Annotated in this window: 22 protein-coding genes and 1 pseudogene; 5 read left to right on the forward strand and 18 right to left on the reverse strand. The window is 67.1% G+C overall.

Features of this window, described 5'->3' with window-relative positions:
- Window positions 1-13: 13 nt before the first annotated feature.
- The 6 genes and pseudogenes from NYQ83_RS05700 to NYQ83_RS05725 all read right to left on the reverse strand — a co-directional run bounded on the left by NYQ83_RS05700 (window position 14) and on the right by NYQ83_RS05725 (window position 3176).
- A complete protein-coding gene (locus NYQ83_RS05700) occupies window positions 14-925 on the reverse strand; it encodes a DUF2163 domain-containing protein (protein ID WP_261213183.1) in 912 nt (303 codons plus the stop codon).
- Window positions 922-1563, reverse strand: a complete 642-nt coding sequence (locus NYQ83_RS05705) for a DUF2460 domain-containing protein (protein WP_261213185.1) — start codon at window positions 1561-1563, stop codon at window positions 922-924. Before NYQ83_RS05705 ends, NYQ83_RS05700 begins: the two co-directional genes overlap by 4 nt.
- Before the next feature lie 6 nt (window positions 1564-1569).
- Entirely contained in the window at window positions 1570-2172 is a 603-nt protein-coding gene (locus NYQ83_RS05710) for a phage tail tape measure protein (protein WP_261213187.1), read from the reverse strand.
- A 6-nt stretch (window positions 2173-2178) separates the two neighbouring features.
- Window positions 2179-2346 (reverse strand): annotated as a pseudogene (locus NYQ83_RS05715) (phage tail assembly chaperone); the annotation flags it as partial.
- Window positions 2347-2390: 44 nt separating this feature from the next.
- Window positions 2391-2756: a gene transfer agent family protein gene (locus NYQ83_RS05720; protein ID WP_261213188.1), complete on the reverse strand. Its 366-nt coding sequence runs from the start codon at window positions 2754-2756 to the stop codon at window positions 2391-2393.
- A 12-nt stretch (window positions 2757-2768) separates the two neighbouring features.
- The gene (locus NYQ83_RS05725) at window positions 2769-3176 is read right to left on the reverse strand and encodes a phage major tail protein, TP901-1 family (protein ID WP_261213190.1); all 408 of its coding nucleotides are present in this window, start codon (window positions 3174-3176) and stop codon (window positions 2769-2771) included.
- A 164-nt stretch (window positions 3177-3340) separates the two neighbouring features.
- On the opposite strand from NYQ83_RS05725, the gene NYQ83_RS05730 reads away from it, so the two are divergent.
- On the forward strand, window positions 3341-4354 hold the full coding sequence (locus NYQ83_RS05730; RefSeq protein ID WP_261213193.1) for an oxidoreductase: 1014 nt from the start codon (window positions 3341-3343) through the stop codon (window positions 4352-4354).
- A 3-nt stretch (window positions 4355-4357) separates the two neighbouring features.
- On the opposite strand, the gene NYQ83_RS05735 is transcribed toward NYQ83_RS05730, so the two are convergent.
- From NYQ83_RS05735 to NYQ83_RS05770, 8 genes are all read right to left on the reverse strand, one after another.
- Window positions 4358-4771, reverse strand: coding sequence for a DUF3168 domain-containing protein (locus NYQ83_RS05735; RefSeq protein WP_261213195.1), 414 nt, complete (start codon window positions 4769-4771; stop codon window positions 4358-4360).
- Window positions 4771-5103 (reverse strand): head-tail adaptor protein, encoded by a 333-nt coding sequence (locus NYQ83_RS05740; protein WP_261213198.1) that lies wholly within the window; start codon window positions 5101-5103, stop codon window positions 4771-4773. The genes NYQ83_RS05735 and NYQ83_RS05740 overlap by 1 nt, the downstream gene beginning before the upstream one ends.
- A 41-nt stretch (window positions 5104-5144) precedes the next feature.
- The gene (locus NYQ83_RS05745; protein ID WP_261213200.1) at window positions 5145-5699 is read right to left on the reverse strand and encodes a head-tail connector protein; all 555 of its coding nucleotides are present in this window, start codon (window positions 5697-5699) and stop codon (window positions 5145-5147) included.
- 143 nt (window positions 5700-5842) lie between these two features.
- Window positions 5843-7117, reverse strand: coding sequence for a phage major capsid protein (locus tag NYQ83_RS05750; protein ID WP_261213963.1), 1275 nt, complete (start codon window positions 7115-7117; stop codon window positions 5843-5845).
- 74 nt (window positions 7118-7191) lie between these two features.
- Entirely contained in the window at window positions 7192-7803 is a 612-nt protein-coding gene (locus tag NYQ83_RS05755) for an HK97 family phage prohead protease (RefSeq protein WP_261213201.1), read from the reverse strand.
- Window positions 7800-7967 carry a hypothetical protein gene (locus NYQ83_RS05760; protein ID WP_261213203.1) on the reverse strand — a complete coding sequence of 56 codons (168 nt, stop codon included), beginning with the start codon at window positions 7965-7967 and terminating at the stop codon, window positions 7800-7802. The genes NYQ83_RS05755 and NYQ83_RS05760 overlap by 4 nt, the downstream gene beginning before the upstream one ends.
- Before the next feature lie 15 nt (window positions 7968-7982).
- Window positions 7983-8171: a hypothetical protein gene (locus NYQ83_RS05765; RefSeq protein WP_092810102.1), complete on the reverse strand. Its 189-nt coding sequence runs from the start codon at window positions 8169-8171 to the stop codon at window positions 7983-7985.
- Window positions 8172-8229: 58 nt separating this feature from the next.
- Window positions 8230-9111, reverse strand: coding sequence for a LysR family transcriptional regulator (locus NYQ83_RS05770; protein ID WP_261213205.1), 882 nt, complete (start codon window positions 9109-9111; stop codon window positions 8230-8232).
- 127 nt (window positions 9112-9238) lie between these two features.
- On the opposite strand from NYQ83_RS05770, the gene NYQ83_RS05775 reads away from it, so the two are divergent.
- Window positions 9239-10078: a DMT family transporter gene (locus NYQ83_RS05775; protein ID WP_261213207.1), complete on the forward strand. Its 840-nt coding sequence runs from the start codon at window positions 9239-9241 to the stop codon at window positions 10076-10078.
- Between the two features lie 6 nt (window positions 10079-10084).
- On the opposite strand, the gene NYQ83_RS05780 is transcribed toward NYQ83_RS05775, so the two are convergent.
- Window positions 10085-11236, reverse strand: coding sequence for a phage portal protein (locus tag NYQ83_RS05780; protein ID WP_261213209.1), 1152 nt, complete (start codon window positions 11234-11236; stop codon window positions 10085-10087).
- A 159-nt stretch (window positions 11237-11395) separates the two neighbouring features.
- Entirely contained in the window at window positions 11396-12265 is an 870-nt protein-coding gene (locus NYQ83_RS05785) for an SDR family oxidoreductase (protein WP_261213211.1), read from the reverse strand.
- 115 nt (window positions 12266-12380) lie between these two features.
- On the opposite strand from NYQ83_RS05785, the gene NYQ83_RS05790 reads away from it, so the two are divergent.
- Entirely contained in the window at window positions 12381-12791 is a 411-nt protein-coding gene (locus NYQ83_RS05790; protein WP_261213213.1) for a winged helix-turn-helix transcriptional regulator, read from the forward strand.
- Between the two features lie 1057 nt (window positions 12792-13848).
- Here the strand turns inward: NYQ83_RS05790 and NYQ83_RS05795 are convergent.
- Window positions 13849-15108 (reverse strand): DNA-packaging protein, encoded by a 1260-nt coding sequence (locus NYQ83_RS05795; RefSeq protein WP_261213964.1) that lies wholly within the window; start codon window positions 15106-15108, stop codon window positions 13849-13851.
- Between the two features lie 142 nt (window positions 15109-15250).
- On the reverse strand, window positions 15251-15847 hold the full coding sequence (locus NYQ83_RS05800) for a hypothetical protein (protein ID WP_261213215.1): 597 nt from the start codon (window positions 15845-15847) through the stop codon (window positions 15251-15253).
- Between the two features lie 552 nt (window positions 15848-16399).
- Between NYQ83_RS05800 and NYQ83_RS05805 the strand changes: the two genes are divergently transcribed.
- Window positions 16400-16843: a hypothetical protein gene (locus NYQ83_RS05805; protein ID WP_164879653.1), complete on the forward strand. Its 444-nt coding sequence runs from the start codon at window positions 16400-16402 to the stop codon at window positions 16841-16843.
- A complete protein-coding gene (locus NYQ83_RS05810; RefSeq protein WP_128292587.1) occupies window positions 16824-17312 on the forward strand; it encodes an ImmA/IrrE family metallo-endopeptidase in 489 nt (162 codons plus the stop codon). The genes NYQ83_RS05805 and NYQ83_RS05810 overlap by 20 nt, the downstream gene beginning before the upstream one ends.
- Window positions 17313-17351: the final 39 nt, after the last annotated feature.

Below are 17351 nucleotides of genomic sequence, written 5' to 3' on the forward strand. Positions count from 1 at the left end.
TGCCCGGCGCGCTTCATGCGCCCGATCCCGACCGCCCGTTGCGGGGCTTCACCGTGCTCAAACGGTCGACGCTCGCCACCGACCAGACGAAATCGTTGCCCGGCATATGCGGAAAGCCGCGGAAATTCGCCGTATTGCCGAAGCGCCCCCGGCAGGTCGCAAGCCGCTTGTCGCAGCCCGGCGTCACCGCAACCCGGTCGCCGACGGCGATCGGCCGTTCCATCTTCTGCCAGAGCGTCAGGCGGTGTGCCGTCCCCTCGACGGCGTGGCGTGCCACTTCGATGGCGCGGCCCTCGTTGGCGCCGGAGAGAAACGTCAGAAGCCCGCGCGCCAGGCTACCATCCGCCACCCTCTCTTCTGCGCCGAGTTCGACGGTCTCGATCCAGCCCGCCCCGTCCGTCGCCGTCACGCTCGCCTCGACGCGCAGGGCCGCAAGATCGACCCGGCAGCGTCCGTCGCCGAGGTCGGCGTCGCAGAGATGCGCAAAGAGCCGCCCGCTCTCCTGGTCGAGCGCGTGCGCGAGCCCCCGCAGCTCCGCCTTGAAGGCATGATCTTCGCGCGTCACCTCGCCGATCGAGGCAATCCGCATCAGATGCCGCATCGCGGGCGCCGCCCAGTTGACGAGCCACATCTCGACGCGCGCATTGTCGTAAAGCCCGGCGAGAAGATCTTCCTCCGACAGTCGTTCGGAACTCAGCGCCCCGGCGACATCGAGGCCGCCGACTTCGAGCCCCGCATGGGCGACGCCGCCCGACGCCGTCAGCCCGTTCTGCGGCTCGTAGGTGACGCCATCGAAGGAAAGCGTCCGGTCGTGATCGGTGAAACCGAGCCTCACCCCGTCGGCGCGGATCAGCGTCCAGCAGGCGCACAGGCTCGTGACGCCCGCCTCGAGATGCACGGTCAGCGCAGCGGAAAAATCCTTCACGGCTTGATCTCCACAATCGGGACGGAGGGCGCCTCGCCCGCCTCGAAGGCGGCAAGATCGATGTCGAGGCGGTCGGTGTCGAAGCGCACCGGCACGTCGAAGAGGAAGCCGGCGGTGACCGCCGCCCCCGCCGCCGGCACATGGCCGGAGGAAAAGGCGATGCGCCCGGTGGCGGCGTCGAGCGAAAACGCGCCCGCGGCCTTCTCCACCCCGCCGACGCCAACGCGGATCGTGCCCGCAACCGGCTTTTCGATCGCACGCAGCCAGGGGGCGAGCCCGTCGCCGTAGCGCTTGACGAGGAGAAATTCCGCGTTCGCACCATCGCCCGTGCCGATCCGCTGATCGAAGGGGCCTGGTTCGGCCGGCGCGGGTGCGGAGGAAAAATCGCTGCGGTCGCGGAAGCGGAAGCCATAGAGCCGGCCGCGCCGTTCTTCGAAAAAAGCGATCAGCCGTTCCATATCGGCGCGCGAGCGCACGCCCGAGCCGACATTGTAGCGGCGTCTGGAATCGGCCCAGCGCTGATTGCGCTCCTCACGCCCGGAGGCGAGCGTCACCACCTCGGTGCGCCGCTCCGGTCCGCCGGACGAGCCGAAGGCGAGCGCCAGCGGAAACGAAACCTCGTGAAAGCCTGCGGACATGACGGCTCAGAGCCCCCGCCGGCCGCGCGACACCGCACGCGCCAGCATCGCCGTCATTTCGGCTTCGGACCGGCGGAAGCTCGCCGCATCTTGCGTCGTCACGTTGAAGGTGACGTGAACCGGCTGCCCTCCAGAACCCGCGGCCGCAACACCGAGCCTGCCGTCGGCGCCGCGCCGCAAGGGCAGGATCGCCTCCGCCCCCGCCTCCCCCATCAGGCCTATGCCGCTGCCCGCTTGAAAATAGCTCGGCGCGGCGACGACGCCGCCCGAAGCAAAGGGCGTGACCTTGCCGCCCGCAAACACGCCGCCCTTGGCGAAACCACCCAGAAACGAGCCGCCCAGAAACGATCCGAACACCGAGGTGAGCGCGCCGGACAGCCCGCCGGCGATCGGCGCGAGCGCCGCATTGAGGGCGCGCCGCGACAGCCCCAGCGCCAGGCTTTTCAACACGCTGTCGAAGCGTCGTCCCTCCACTGCCGCCTGGCGGAAGGCGCTCGTCATAGAGCGCCCGAACCCGTCCGCCAGATGCTGAAGGTCGCCGAGCGTCGCTGACAGTGCCTCAGCGCTCCCGGAGAGCTCGTCCGAGCCGAAATCGAAATCGTCTGCCATCATGTCCTACCGATCGGGAAAGCGCGCCATCAGCCGCGCGAGCTCACCCGCTGTGAGCGGCGTCTTGCCCGCCCCGCACAAAGCCGTGCGGCAGGCCGAAAATTCGCGCGGCGTCATCGCCCAGAAATCGCGTGGAGAAAGCCGCAGAACGGCAAGGCCGAAGGCGATCGCCTCCTGCCAGGGAAAGGCGTTCGCGCCGCCTGTCCTGCCGTCTGCGGCTAAAGAGGGTTTTTTGGACTTTCGCCCGGGGCGTCGGAACCGCCGTCGTCTCCCTGCGACCCACCGAACGTCGCCCGCAAAAGCTCCGCCGCGATCCTGGCAAAGCCGGCCACGCCGCCATCGACACGCAGCACCGCTACCTCGTCGTCGGAGATCGCTTCGCCCGCGCCTCTCAGACCCGCACCCAGGATGCGGATGAGATCGCGGGCCGACAGCCGGCCCGTCTCGAAGCGCGCCGCAAGCGCCACCAGATCGTCGGCCTTGAAGGCGGCTTCGAGCTCGGCGAGCGCACCGAGCGTCAAACAGAGCCTGCGCGTCTCGCCGCCGAGCACCGCATCGATCTCGCCGCGATGGGAATTCGCCATCTTCGCCTCCGCTCACAACGCCGCAAAGGCGAGTTCGCCGGCAGATTCCAGCGCCAGATCGTAGGCGACCTCGCCGTCATGCTCGCCGGAATATTCAAGCCCCGTCACCTGAAACGGGCCCGTCACCGTACCGAAATCCGGGATCACCACCTGCCAGGCGGCGATCGCGCCGGCAAAGAAGATCTCGCGGATCGTCGCGTCGCTCGCCTGGTCGCGAAACACGCCGGAGCCCGAAAGTCCCGCCCGTTTCACGCCCGCGCCTTCCAGAAGCTCGCGCCAGCGCCCGGCGGAATCGGTATTGGTGATGTCGACGCTCGCCTGGTTGAACGAGATCCGCCGGGCACGAAGCCCGGCGACAGTCACGAATTGTCCGTCCCGCTCCAGTCTCAGGAGCAGGTCCTTGCCTTTCTGGGCACTCATGATGGGTTCTCCCGCTGATTTCAGGCAGAGGTTTCGGAGCACCGCCCGGGGGATCTCGGCGAAGAAGCTTCGCTCAAGCGGACAAGCAATTGACAGGATCAGGCAAGCCGCCGCCCGAATGAGACCCTATCTCCCGGTCTCGTCCCAAACGGAGTTCTCGCCCCATGCCCAGTTCCCAGGCCCCGATCGGCTCCCGTTTCGGTGCCGCCTCCACCGCCGAAGAGGTCGTTTCCGGCATCGATCTCTCCGGCAAGACAGCCATTGTCACCGGCGGCTATGCCGGCATCGGCCTCGAAACGGTGCGCGTGCTTGCCGGCGCCGGTGCCGAAGTCGTCGTCCCGGTGCGCGATCAGGCAAAGGCCGAGCGCGCCCTCGCCGGTCTTGCGCACGTCTCCTCGGCGCCGATGGACCTCATGGACCCTGCCTCCATCGATGCTTTCGCCGAGACCTTTCTCGCCTCCGGCCGGGCCCTCGACATTCTCGTCAACAATGCCGGCGTCATGGCGCCGCCCTTGGCGCGCGATGCGCGCGGCTACGAATCCCAGTTCTCCACCAACCATCTCGGGCATTTCCAGCTGACGGCGCGGCTCTGGCCAGCCCTGAAGGCGGCCGGCGCATCGGGCGGCGCACGCGTCGTGGAGCTCTCCTCGCGCGGCCACCGCTTCTCGCCCGTCATGTTCGACGACGTCAATTTCGAGCGACGCGACTACGACCCTTGGCTCGGCTACGGCCAGTCGAAGACGGCCAACATCCTCTTTGCGCTGGAGCTCGACCGGCGGGGCGAAAGCCATGGCGTGCGCGCCTTCTCGCTGCACCCGGGCGGCATCGTCGCGACCGATCTCGGCCGCCATCTCGATCCGTCGAGGCTGCGCGATATGGGCGCCATCGACGACAACGGCGAACCGGTCATCGATCCGGCCCGCTCGCTGAAGACGATCCCCCAGGGGGCCGCCACCTCCGTCTGGTGCGCCGTCAGCCCGGATCTCGACGGCATGGGCGGCGTCTATTGCGATGATTGCGACGTCGCACCGATCGCGCCGGAAACCGCCGAAAACGCCTCAGACCCCTCGACGCGTCTGACGACCGGCGTGCGCGCCTACGCCGTCGATCCCGACGCCGCCAAACGCCTGTGGACCCTCAGCCAACACCTCACCGGCCTCACCTGGGAGGCCGAGTGAGGCTCACGCCTCCTCCACCACGGCGCGAAATTTCAGCACCGCGCGCCGGCCGCTGACCTCGCCGGCGCCGCTCGTCTTCATCTGGACGAAGCGGCAGGCGACCAGCGTGAAGCCGGCGAGCGCGAACTCGGCGTCATGCAGCAGATTGCGCAAAGCCGCGGCCAGCCCGAGCGTCTCGCGGCGGCCGCGGCCGCGCGAAAAGGCGACGAGCGAGAAGACGATCTCGACGAGCTTCGTCTCCGCACCGCTGCCGGCGGCCACGGGCGTCACCTCCATCTCGCCGAGATGCACGTAAGGCGCGCTCATATTCCGCGGCACATGATCGAAGACTTTGTCGGCGCCGATCAGGGCGACGAGCGCCGCATCGCCCGCAAGCCGTTCATAGATCGCCCGCTGCAGGGCCTCTTCGGCGCCCATCAGACTTCCTCCACGGCTTCGGCGCGAGTGAAGCGGCCGCTCGCGTCGAGGTCGTGGCAGATGACGCAGAGAAACATCCGCGCACCCAGCCGCAGCCGGTCACCGGCCAGAAGCCCCACCTCGCGCCGCACGAAAATCTCGTGCGTCACCTCGCCGACCCGGCCTTCGCCGAGCGCCACATCGCGCGCCGTCCCGGGGCGGAGATCGGCCCAGACATGCCCGATCGGCACATAGTCTAGGCTCTCGCCGCCGAGCCCGTCGGGCGCGGTTACCGGCCGTTCCCAGACCATGCGCTGGGAAAGCCGGCCCGGCCTCGTCAAAGGTCGCGTCACAGCTCGCATTCCGGACTGCCTCGACCGTCGGCGCGCCGCGCTCATGCCGGCACCAGCTCGCGAAACGGCGCGATCAGCCGCTCGTAACCCGCCGGCAGCGCGCCGGGCCCATCGGCCTCGAGGGCCGCGCCGCGATGCTCGTACCAATGGGCGGCGCGCAACAGGATCGCCTGGCGCAAGGGCCCCGGCACCTCGACTGCGGTCTCGCCGAACCCCGCGGTGACGTCGATTTCGAGGCGGATCATTCCCCAAAGCCGCGTGTCGAGCCGGAGCTCGTCCGCCGTGCCCCCAAGCGAAATCTCATCCTCTTCGAGGAGCCTTTCGCCTGAAGCCGTCTTAAGCCGCGCCCGATCCACCGACAGGAGCGGGCGGATCGGCAGGCGCAGACGTCCGCCTTGCGGCCGTTCCGTCAGGACCAGCCGCCATGCCTGCGCGATCAGGACTTTTCGGAGATCGCCTTCGAGCGCTACGCGTGCGGCGACAAGATAAGCGGAGATGAGTTCGTCTTCGGCCTCGTGCTCGACGCGCAGATGCGCCTTCGCCTCGGCGAGCGACACGGGCTCCACCTCCGGGCCTTCCAGAAGAATGCGTTGCATATGTCACCTTGGAAAAAAGGAGCGGCCTGCCCGAAGGCAGGCCGCAGGCCGGGGCCCCGTCGGAGGATGGGGGTGCAGGAGCGGGACCCCGGATCACATGAGGGCAGCACCCTCAGGTCGGTGACGACCTTGTCTTCGCACGCCTAGCTTGCGCTGAACTTGACAAGTTTGATCGCTTCAAAATTGAGAACCCCGCCGCCGACCCGTTTCGTGGTGTAAAAAAGCACGTAGGGCTTGGCCGAATAGGGATCGCGCAGGATGCGGATGCCCTGGCGATCGACGATCAGATAGCCGCGCGAAAAATCGCCGAAAGCGATCGACAGAGAGCCTGCGGCGATGTCGGGCATGTCTTCGGTGTCCACGACCGGGAAATTCATGATCGTGGCGCGGCTGCCGAGCCCGGCCGGCGGCGCCCAGACATAATTGCCGTCGGCGTCCTTCAGTTTGCGGATCGCCGCCTCGGTGCGCCGGTTCATGACGAAATGGGCGTTCTGCCGGTAGCCGGCCTTCAGCGCATAGACGAGGTCAATGAGAAGATCGCTCGGCATGTCGGCCGGAAAGCCACCGGAAACGCCGGTCGAAAGCGTGCCGAGCTTGCCCCATTCCCAGGCGCTTTCGGCAACATTCGGCACGGCCAGAAATCCCGTCGGCTTCTTGTTGCCGTCGCCTTTGACGAAGGCCGCACTCTCCTGTTCGGCAAAGGCCTGGTCGACCTCGCCGGCCAGCCAGGCGGACAGATCGACGATCGCATCATCGAGAAGCGCGCCCGTCGCCGCGGGCATCGCATAAAGCTCCATCACCGGATATTCGAGCGCGTCGAGAACCGGCGTGTCGGTTTGGGGCCGCGCCTCGCTCTCGCCGACCCAGCCGGTCGCCGGCCCGCTCACCGCGAACGGCTTTTTGTAGAGGCTGCCCGACACGGTGATCGTGCTCGCAATCGCCCGGATCGGCGACACCTCGACAAGCCGGCGGCCGATCTCCGCTTCCGTCTCGTCCGGCACCAGATAGCCGCCATCCGCGCCATCGGAGGTGCCGATCGCCATCGCCTTTCGCTCGAGCCGTGCAAGAGCCGCGGTCTCGCCCGCCCGCAGGTAGCGGGAGAAGGCAGCGCCATGGCCAGAGAGATCAGCGCCGGAGCGTTCCAGACGCGGCTCCGCCCCGGTGCCGCCGGAAAGCCGCGGCCGCCGCCCCTCGATCGTCAGGCGTTCGATCGCCCTTTCCTGCCGGTCGAGCACGTCGTTGAGGCGCGCCACCTTCTCTTCGGTGACGATATCGGGGGCAAGACGCCGCTCGATCTCGCCGAGCCGCTCGTCATTGGCCTCCTTGAAGGCCTCGAAGGCGTTCATGAACTCGTCGAAGGCGGCGCCCACTTCAGGCGTCGGCCCCGCCTTGGTCTCGGTAAGGCCATCGCCATGCATCTTGTTTTCCAGCGCCGGGCGCAGCTCGGCCGTTCGGGCAGACATCGTCATTTCGTCCTCTTGGTTTCGCGTGTTCAGGAAAAGGCCGGTGCCGCACGCCGCGGCCTGACAGCTTTCGGCCCAGCAGCTTTCGGCCGGGCGGGTGTCAGGCGCCGCGCGGCGTCCAAAAACCTTGCGGAAAGCCCCGCCTCGCTTGTCTTGACGGAGGCGATGCGTGCCTCCGTCAGCATCGGAAAGGTGACGATCGAGACCTCCCAGAGGTCGATCTCGTAGAGGCGCCGGATGCCGGCCCGCCGGTCCTTGCGTCCGCGCAGCGTGCGGTAGCCGATCGACAGCCCGTCGAGCCCGCCCGCCTTCAACAGCGCATGCACCTCGCGCGCCCGCGCCACGTCAAGCGTCAGCCGTCCGCGCACGAAAAGCCCCCGCCGATCTTCGCGGATCTCCTCCCACACACCGATCGGCTCGGCCGGATCGTGCTGGAAGAGCATGCGGATGCCGGCCGCCCCGCGCGCTTTCAACGAGCTCGCGAAGGCGCCTGGCATGACGATATCGCCGGCCATGTCGCGCCGGCCGAAAAGGCTCGCATAGCCGGAGAAGCGCCCATCGGCGCCGATCTCCTGCAGGCTTTCGCGCAAGGCCGCGGTGGCGGGGAGGATGTCCGGCCTGTGCCGGGCGCGCGCCCTCATCGCACCATCCGGAAGCGCGGCCTGCCGGTCTCGCCGGCAGCGCCGTTTCCGTGGCGCGCAAATCTCTGCTCGGCGATCGCCCCCAGAAGCCTGACGGCGAATTCCGAAAAGACGGCGCGATGGTCCGTTCGCGCCGGCAACAGCGCGTTCCAAAGTCTCTTCATCGTGGCCTCGAAAGTTCAGGAATGGTCGCGGAACAGCCGGTTGAGCTGTGCGATCTCCTTGACGAAATCGTTGAAACGCCGGTTGGAGGCGGCGAGCTCGCGCAGGCTCCAGACGAGAAGCCCGGAGGCGCCCGACGCCCACAGAAACAGCGCCAGATGCGCCAGATCGCCCCGTTCGGCGAAGGTCTTGGTGAGCTCAGGCATCGTCACCCCTTCGCTTCCTGTCATGTCCGCCCGGCCGGAGAACCGGCCGGCGCCCGGATCAGCCTGCCGGGCCGGGCGCGACCGCCGCGTCTTCCAGCCAGGCGATGAAAAGCTGCGCATCGCGGTTCGGCCGGCGCGGCCTCAGTGCGACATAGGTCTGCCCCGTCGGGGCAAAGCCGAAAGGCGCCAGAAGCCGACCCGCCGCAACATCGTCGCGCACCAGCACTTCGGGCGCGATCGCCACGCCGAGCCCGGCCGTCGCGGCTTCGAGCAGGAAGTAGAAATGCTCGAAGACGCGCCCGCCCGCCGGCGGCGCCAGATCCATCTCACGGCACCAATCGGCCCAGGCCGCCGGCCGCGTCTTCGTATGCAGCACCGGCAGCGCATGAAGCGTCTCCGGCGCATCGAGATCGACGCTCGCGGCAAGCTTCGGGCTCACGACCGGCCCGGCCGCCTCGGCAAACAGCTCCGTCACCTCCGCATCGCCCCAGGGCGCGCGGCCGACGCGGATCGCCACGTCGAAACGATGGCGGGAGAAATCCATCGGCCCGTATTCGCCGGTCAGCCGCACCTCGATCTTCGGATGCGCCGTCTGGAAATCGACGAGCCGCGGGATCAGCCAGCGCATGGCGAGCGTGCCCGTGCAGGAGACGTCGAGAAACCGGCTCTCGCTCTGCATGGCGCGGGCGACTGCCACCTCGATGCCGTCGAAGGCCTCGGTCAGGGCCGGTTCGAGCTCCAGCGCCGTCTGCGTCGGCACCAGCTTGTTGCGCGGCCCTTCGAACAGCGGAACCTCAAGGATCTCCTCCAAAAGCCGCACCTGTCGGCTGACGGCGCCATGCGTCACGCCGAGCTCGTCGGCGGCAAGCCGCATCTGGCCATGCCGCATCGTCGCCTCGAAGGCGCGCAGGGCATTGAGCGGAAGAGCACCGCGCTTCATGTGCGTTTTCCTCACACCAAGCGCCAAAAATCATCGTTTTTCCAAGAAAACGCAATCAGCCAGAAGAGGAAACGACACATCACGCCGCGCTGCCGGCGGCCTCAGACGCCTCTCCTGGAAAGCCTGCATGGACAACCACGTCTTCGCCGCGGTCATCCTCGCCGCCCTTCTCCATGCCGGATGGAATTCCGTGGTGAAGGTCGGGCTCGACCGTGTCTCCACGATCCTGCTCCTCGCCATCGCGCAGGCGGCGATCGCGGCATGCGCCCTGCCCTTCGTCGACCGGCCGGCGGCGGCCGCCTTCCCGATGATCGCGGCCGCGGCCGCCCTTCATGCCGGCTACAAGCTCTTTCTCATCGAAGCCTATGCGCGCGCCGATCTCAGCCAGGCCTATCCGCTCGCCCGCGGCGCCGCGCCGATCTTCGTCACGGTCATCTCCGTCGTGTTTCTCGATGCCACCTTTGCCCCGTCCGCTCTGGTCGCCATCGGCGCCATCTCGGCCGGCATTCTCCTGATGGCGGCGAAGGGCTCGACCTCCGGCCGCATGGACGGGCACGCCCTCTTCTTCGCCCTCGGCACGGCCGGCTTCACCGCCAGCTACACGCTCCTCGACGGGCTTGGCGCACGCGTCGCCGGCACACCGTCCGGCTTCGTCCTGTGGATGGTCATCGGCGATACCGCCCTCCTCACGGCCTTCATCGCCCTCCGGCATGGCCGCGCCGCGTTCGTCGCCCTCCGGCCCGCCTGGAAAAGCGGCGTCGCCGCCGGGGCGATGTCGCTCGGCTCTTATTGGATCGCGGTCTGGGCGTTCACGCAGGCGCCGATCGCGCTCGTGGCCGCCTTGCGGGAATCGAGCATCCTCTTTGCCGCGCTCATCGCCGCCTTCGTCCTGCGCGAACCCGTCAGCCGCTGGCGATGGATCTCGGCCGCCTGCATCGCCTGCGGCCTCGCCCTGATGAAGGCCTGAAAACCGTTACGCCTCGAGCGGCCCGTAACCCAGCGCCTCGCGCTTTTCGTCGTCGGTCAAAAAACTCGCCTCCGACAGCCGCTTCCAGCGTTCCGCCCGGTCGGCGGCGAGCGCATCGATCTGATCGGCGTCATAGGCAAGGCGCAGGCGCTCGCCGAAGGAAGGCGCCAGCCAATTCGACAGCGCACCCGTCATGCGCCCGATCAGCGGCAAAACCGTCTGGCGCCACAGCGCCCGGTTCGCCTCCTGGTAATTGGAATAGGTGTTGTCGCCCGGAATCCCCAAAAGCATCGGCGGCACCCCGAAGGCGAGCGCGATCTCACGCGCCGCGGCGTTCTTCGCCTCCAGAAAATCCATGTCCCTCGGCGACAGGCTCATCGCCTGCCAGGAGAGCCCGCCTTCCAACAGAAGCGGCCGTCCGGCATTGGCCGCGCCCTCGAAATTCTCTGTGAGCTCGCCTTTGAGACGGGTGAACTGGTCTTCCGACAAGTTCGCCCCTTCCGGCCCCTGATAGACGAGCGCACCGGAAGGCCTCGCCGCATTCTCCAGAAGCGCCTTGTTCCAGGCCGACGCCTCGTTGTGGAGGTCGAGCGCCTTTTGTGCCGCTTCGAGCGGGGCAAAGCCGTAATAATCGTTGAGCGGATGAAAGAGCGTCAGATGCAGGATCGGCGACAGCCCCTCCTCCGGCATCTGAAAGCGCAGGCTTCGCCCGGCGACCGTATATTCATACGCCTCCGCCCAGCCCTCGGGCCCGGCAATGACCTTCATCCGGTCCGGCCGCAGCGCATAGATTTCACGGATCTCACCGTCTGAGCCCGCCACCGCCTCCAGATAGGCATTGCCGGCGGTCAGGAGATGGCCATAGGCCGCCTCGAACAGCTCCGCCCCGGCCTCGCGCGGATTGGGGCGGGCGAGAAGCGCCAAGAGCGGATGCTCGGCGAGCTCTCGCGCCCCCTCATAAAGAAGCAGCGGCACGGAGGCCGCCGCCTCGGAAATCAGCCGCACGGCGCGGTAGACGATGGCATTTTCCATATAGCCGCGCCGGGCGAGCGCCGCGTAATGGCGCGGCGTCCACACCGGCGCGCCGGTGCGTGCAAAGGCGATCAGCGGTCCCGTGCGCGAGGCTTTCGCCTCCGGCGCTTGTCTCCACCAGCGCATGCATTTCTCCCTTGTTCAGGCGGCATTTCGAGACGCGCGGCCGCTCCCGACGCTTGAAGCCGCACCCGTCCTCTCCCCGCCGGGGAGAGGGGGACCGGTGAGACCGGCCGGGTGAGGGATAAGCTTGCGGGATGGCCCAAACAGGGAGATCCCGCCGGATCAGCCCTTCAGAGTCGCCTCGATCGTTGCCGCGAAAGGCGTCGTCGGCCGGCCGATCAGCCGCGACAGTTCGTGTGTGTCGTCGAAAAGATCGCCCCGCGCCGCGCCGGCATCGGAATCGGCGAGCATCGCGGCAATCGCGTCCGGCAGGCCGGCGCTCTTGAGCGCTTCACGATACTCCGCCTCGGGCATGTCGGCATAGGCGACCGCCTGGCCCGACTGGCGCGAGATTTCGGCGGCGAATTCGGTGAGCGTATAGGCCTCGTCGCCTGCGAGCTCGTAGACGTGGCGCGGCTCGGTGTCATCGACCAGCGCAGCCGCGGCCGCTTCCGCATAATCGGCGCGGGCAGCGCTTGAAATCCGCCCACCATCGGCACTCCCCATCAGGGCGCCATGCTCCAGCGCCGGCGGGATCGAGGCGGCGTAATTCTCCGTGTACCAGCCGTTGCGCAGCAGCGTGACGGCGAGACCGCTCGCCGCCAGCGCCGCTTCGGTGTCGCGGTGCTCCTCGGCCAGCCCGAGGGTCGAGCGGTCGGCGTGCAGGATGCTCGTATAGGCGATGCGCTCGACACCGGCGCGCTTTGCCGCCTCCACGACATTGCGGTGCTGGCCCGCGCGGCGTCCGACGGCGTTTGAGGAAATCAACAACAGCCGCTCCACACCGGCAAAGGCGGCATCGAGCGTTTCCGGGCGCTCATAATCGCCTTCACGGATCGTGACGCCCTCAGGGAAAAGCCCTGCGGATTTCGCGGGATCGCGCACGATCGCGACAACCACCTCGGCGCCGACGCGGCGGACGAGGGCTGCAATGACGAGACGGCCGAGCTGGCCGCTCGCGCCGGTGACGGCATAACGTGGATTGGTGCTCATCGGAATTCTCCGGTCTCTTGTCTTGACATAGTCTCATTTAGAGACCGTATATCGATCAGAGAAGACGGCACTTTCCCGTCACCAGGTTACCGACAAGCCCCTTATGGAGGTCGAGATGGCGCAAGAGCTGGAGCCGCACCGCGCGCTCGGTGAAAAATTCGAAAGCTGGATGCAATTCGATTTCGACGCGACGCGCTGCCCGGTGCGCAACCTCCTCGACCATATCGGCGACCGCTGGTCGATCCTCATCCTGGCGGCGCTCGCCGGCGGCCCGAAACGCTTCAGCGCGCTCGCCCGCGCCGTGCCCGACATCTCCAAGCGCATGCTGACGCAGAAGTTGCGCCGGCTGCAATCCGACGGCTTCATCGACCGCGACGTGCAGCCGACCGTCCCGCCGCAGGTCACCTATTCGCTCACCCCCCTCGGCAAAAGCCTCGCCGGCCCCCTTCTGACCCTCATCGACTGGGCCGAAACCAATTTCGCCTCTGTCGTCGAAGCCCGCCAGAAAATGGCGGAAGCGGCATAACGACATCCGCCCCATCGGAAACGCGTTTCCCACCTCGGAAACCCGTCTCTCCGCAAGGCCGCGCCGCGCACTCCCACCTCCCCCTTGTGGGGAGGTCGACGCGCCGCCAGGCGCGCCGGGTGGGGGTCGCGGACGTGGATCCAATCACGGCAATACCGGTTTTCTTGGCCAACCCGAAGTCGATCCGGTCACGGCAATGCCGGTTTTCTTGGTGGACCCCCACCCCTAACCCCTCCCCACAAGGGGGAGGGGAAAAGTCCGTGCCCACCCTCAAATCCGTCTTCGCCACCTTCGCAGGCCCGGCACCGTTCAACATTCATCGGCGCTCGTTTCCCGGCACGCCCGTGCCACACGCACCCACCTCCCCCTTGTGGGGAGGTCGACGCGCCGCCAGGCGCGGCGGGTGGGGGGCGCGGACGTCGATCCACTCACGACGACGGCGGTTTCCTTGGCCAACCCGAAGTCTATCCGATCACAGCAACGTCGGTTTCCTTGGTCGACCCCCACCCCTAACCCCTCCCCACAAGGGGGAGGGGGACGGCCGTGCCCACTCTGAAATCTGTGCCCGCTCTCAAATCCAGGAACGCAGATCCATTCCCGCCGCCCTCGCTGCGGTTCGGGCGCCGCTCCGCCCTCCCCGGCGCTCATTTTCCAGCAAGGCCACGCGGCACGCTCCCACCTCCCCCTTGTGGGGAGGTCGACGCGCCGCCAGGCGCGGCGGGTGGGGGTTGCGGACGTCGATCCAATCACGGCGACGGCGGTTTCCTTGGCGACGCCGGGTTCCCTGGTCGACCCCCACCCCTAACCCCTCCCCACAAGGGGGAGGGGAAAAGTCCGTGCCCGCACCTCAACTCTGTTTCAGACCAGTTTCGCCACTCTGGCTCCGTTCCTCTCTCTTCGAAGCTCGTTTTCCGGCACGCCCGTGCCACACGCCCCCACCTCCCCCTTGTGGGGAGGTCGACGCGCCGCCAGGCGCGGCGGGTGGGGGTCGCGGACATCGATCCGATCACGACGGCAGTTTCTTCATCGCCCCAGCGAGGGAAACCTCCGCGCCCCCTCAAATCCGCCGCACCCGCGCCTCGCCGCCGCCCATGAGCATCAGATCGGTCAGCGCCCAGACGAGCGCGTCGACCCGGTCCGGCGAGTGGCCCGAGGACAGCCCGCCGAGGCCAAAATCGGCCATTTCGTCTTCAAGCTCCGGCAGCGCGCCGACATGGCGGATGCGCCCCTGCTCGTAGAGGGCGGCGACCGGCTCGGCGCGCACCACCTTGCCGCGGCTCGCATGGACGAGGCGCACGGCGACGCCCGGATCGGCCTGGCGGATGACGGCGGCCACCATATCGCCGCCCTGGTTCGCCTCCGCCACCAGCCGGTCGGCGGACAGCGCGTGAAAGAGATCGACGGCCCGCCCCGCCCAGCCGGCGGGCGAAAGCCCCTGCGCCGTCTTGTCGGCGAGCACATATCCAAACCCGTCCGCCCCGCGCCCGGCCGCCACGATCCCGCATGCATCGGCCTCGCGCCCCGAAGAGGCCGGCGGATCGACGGCGACGACCACGCGGATCATCTCCGGCGCCTCATTCACCCGCCCCGCCTCGATATCGGTGCGCTTGAAGAGCGCATCCGGCCGGTCGGAAATCAGCTCCGCATCGAGCTCCTGACGCCCGAGCCTGGTACCCCGATAGCGTCCGACCACCGCCTCCAGAAAACCCGGCGCCAGATTGGCGGCGTTCATCGCCGTCGTCGCCTTCGTCACGGCCGTCCGCGGCGCCGCCAGAAGCCGTTTGACGAGCGGCACGTTGCGCGGCGTCGTCGTCACGAGCTGGCGCGGGTTCAGCCCGAGCCGGAGCCCGAATTGCAGCATGTCGAAGGTCGCCTCGGCATAGGTCCATTTGGCGAGCTCGTCGCACCAGGCGGCGTGAAACTGCGGCCCGCGCAGGCTTTCCGGATCCTGCGAGGAGAACATCAGCGCCTGCGCCCCGTTCGGCCATAAGAGCCTGCGCCGCGTCGTCGAAAAACTCGGCCGTTCGCTCGGCCGGTGAAGGCCTAAAAGCCCCGACGGCCCCTCCACCATCACGTCGCGCACATCGGCGAGCGTCTCGCCGACGAGCGCGATGCGCTCCAGCGGTTCGCGCGCAAACGGGCGCTGACCGAGCGCCAGCCCTTTGACCCATTCCGCCCCGGCGCGCGTCTTGCCGGCGCCGCGCCCGCCGAGATAGAGCCAGACCGTCCAGTCGCCCTCGGGCGGCAGCTGGTCGGGCCGGGCCCAAAGCCGCCAGTCGAGAAGCCGGGCGAGCTCGTCTGAACTCTTTTCCGACATCGCCGCGTCGAGATCCTCGGCGCCGACGAGCGCCGTCCATTCGGCGCGCAGGCCCGGCGGGCATTTCGGGCGCATCGCCGCCTCCCCGGCGGCCAGGCCACCTTTTCGTGTTGTCGCGACGCTCAGGGGCCTCCGCGCGGCCTCACCGCCGCTCGGCGCGCTTCTTCAACGACACGATCCGCCGCGACAGCTCGGCGCGCAGCCAGTCCTGATCGTCCGTCTCGCTCGGCGCTTTCTCGCCGCCCTTGCGCGCCAGCGCCTCGGCCCGGTCGAGCATGCGCGCCGCCTCCGACAGGAGCCGCACATCCTTCTCGTCCACCTCGCCCTCCCTGGAGAACCGCGCTTCGAGCCGCCCGAGCTCGGCATCGACGAGCCGCAGAAGCCGTTCGACCCTTCCTGGCGGCCGCTCCGGCATTTTGGAGCGCGCCCGCGCCCCCGGCTTGCGCCCCGCCCCAGCCGCGCCCACCGCCGAGGCCACAGCACCGCCGCGCCCGCTGGCCGCAGGCTTCGTCGATCCGTCTTCAGACCCGGCTCCCGCCTTCGCCCGCTCCTCACGCTCCGCCGCGCGTCGGCGGCTGATCGCAGCCAAATCGCTGGAGCGCGGCGTCCAGCCCTCGCGCCGGCGGCGCTCGGCGATCGCCCCCGCACTCACATGAAAGCGCCGGCGGATGGCGGACAGCGGCTCCGCGCCGTCCTCATAGGCGGCCCGGATCGCGGCCCAGTCAGCTTCCTCGGCCAAGACCCCTCCGCATCTGAACGTATTGAAAAGCCCGGCCCGCGGCCCGATCAGCTCGTCACACCGCCGGCCGGACCCGCAGCCCGCCGGCCATGAGCGAGCGACAAAGCGCGCTCGAACGAACACTCAAGAACAAATGCGTCGGGCAAGCAGGCAAGCGGACAAGCGAGCAAACCGACGAGGACAAGCGCACTCCCGCCTCACCAGCGCCGCGCGAACCCCAAAAATCTCGGAAAACGATCGGCCCAAACCGTGCGTCAGCCGCACATCTCCGACCGTGCCTGAACCCTAGCAAAGCACCGTACGGTCGTCAAGGAATTTTTTCCTAATTCGAATGGTCGTCACGACAAAGGAGATCCGGAGGGCGGGCAGGCCGGCATGGAAGCTCGTCTCGTCACCAATACGAATTATTAGAACCTGACATCCACCTTCGAAAACATCCCTTAGAAACAGATCAACACAAGATAGCCTGACACCCATAAGACTCACTTACAAAATGATCTAATTATATGTCTAATACCTACAACTCTGAGGGGGATCAGCGGGAGGGCCGATATGGAGAGTGACCCCTTTTGGTGGAACCGCCTAGCTGCACGGGTAAAAAGATGGCGATTGCCGGGCCAGTGGAGAGCTTTACCTTGGGGTGTCGTCGGTTGGTGCTTACATGGCCTCTGGGCGTTTTTGATTCTATTAATCTGGAATTCGAGCGGCGATCCCGATGTCTCCAATCTTTCGTTTTCAATCACCCTTCTTCAGACATTTCTGATATTGCTCGCGGTCGGAGGTTTCTGGCTCTTGAGAAGCGAGGTGAGATCAAGGGCTGCGGAAGAAATTGAATCGATCGCGCCGAAGCTTGTGCGAGAGGAGCTTTATCCCAAAATATTACGGGAGCTCATTGATAGCGAAGGGCTATTCGATGGGATGGACGCGACGGATGAGCAAATCGGTGAGTTGGTAACGGAGATGGGGAGGGAGGAACATGCGAGAGAACGATCTTGAAATCCTAAAGCACCACATGGCTCATCCCCCGGTTCAACCGAAAGATATAATCGAGGGGTTAGGAGTGAGATTCGTCACGGAGGATATGGAAAACGGTGCGTCGGGCTGCATCCAGAAGTACCGTGACGGAGGCTATAGAATTTCAGTCAATGCAGCAGAGGGTCCGCAGAGACGCCGTTTTACAGCAGCACACGAACTCGCCCATTATCTGCTCCATCGAGATCTTTTGGACGAGCGTGGGCATCTAGACCGCCTTTATGGCGGTGCTGCAGCCAATCCATCTGCGCCACTTTCGCCGCTGCATGAGGTGCAGGCAAATAAGCTTGCTGCTCAGATCTTAATGCCAGCACCGCAGATTCGAGCTAGAGTCGGTGGAGGTAAGCCGGACGTCGAAGCACTAGCCAGTGAATTCGATGTTTCTCCAGCCGCTATGCGCATCCGGCTCAAGACTCTTGGATTTGAGGTTTGAGAGCCGGGATAGAGCGTTCCGTTCAGCTTCCGCGGCTAG

It is taken from the genome of Afifella sp. JA880 (assembly GCF_025379905.1).
Classification (GTDB): domain Bacteria; phylum Pseudomonadota; class Alphaproteobacteria; order Rhizobiales; family Afifellaceae; genus Afifella; species Afifella aestuarii.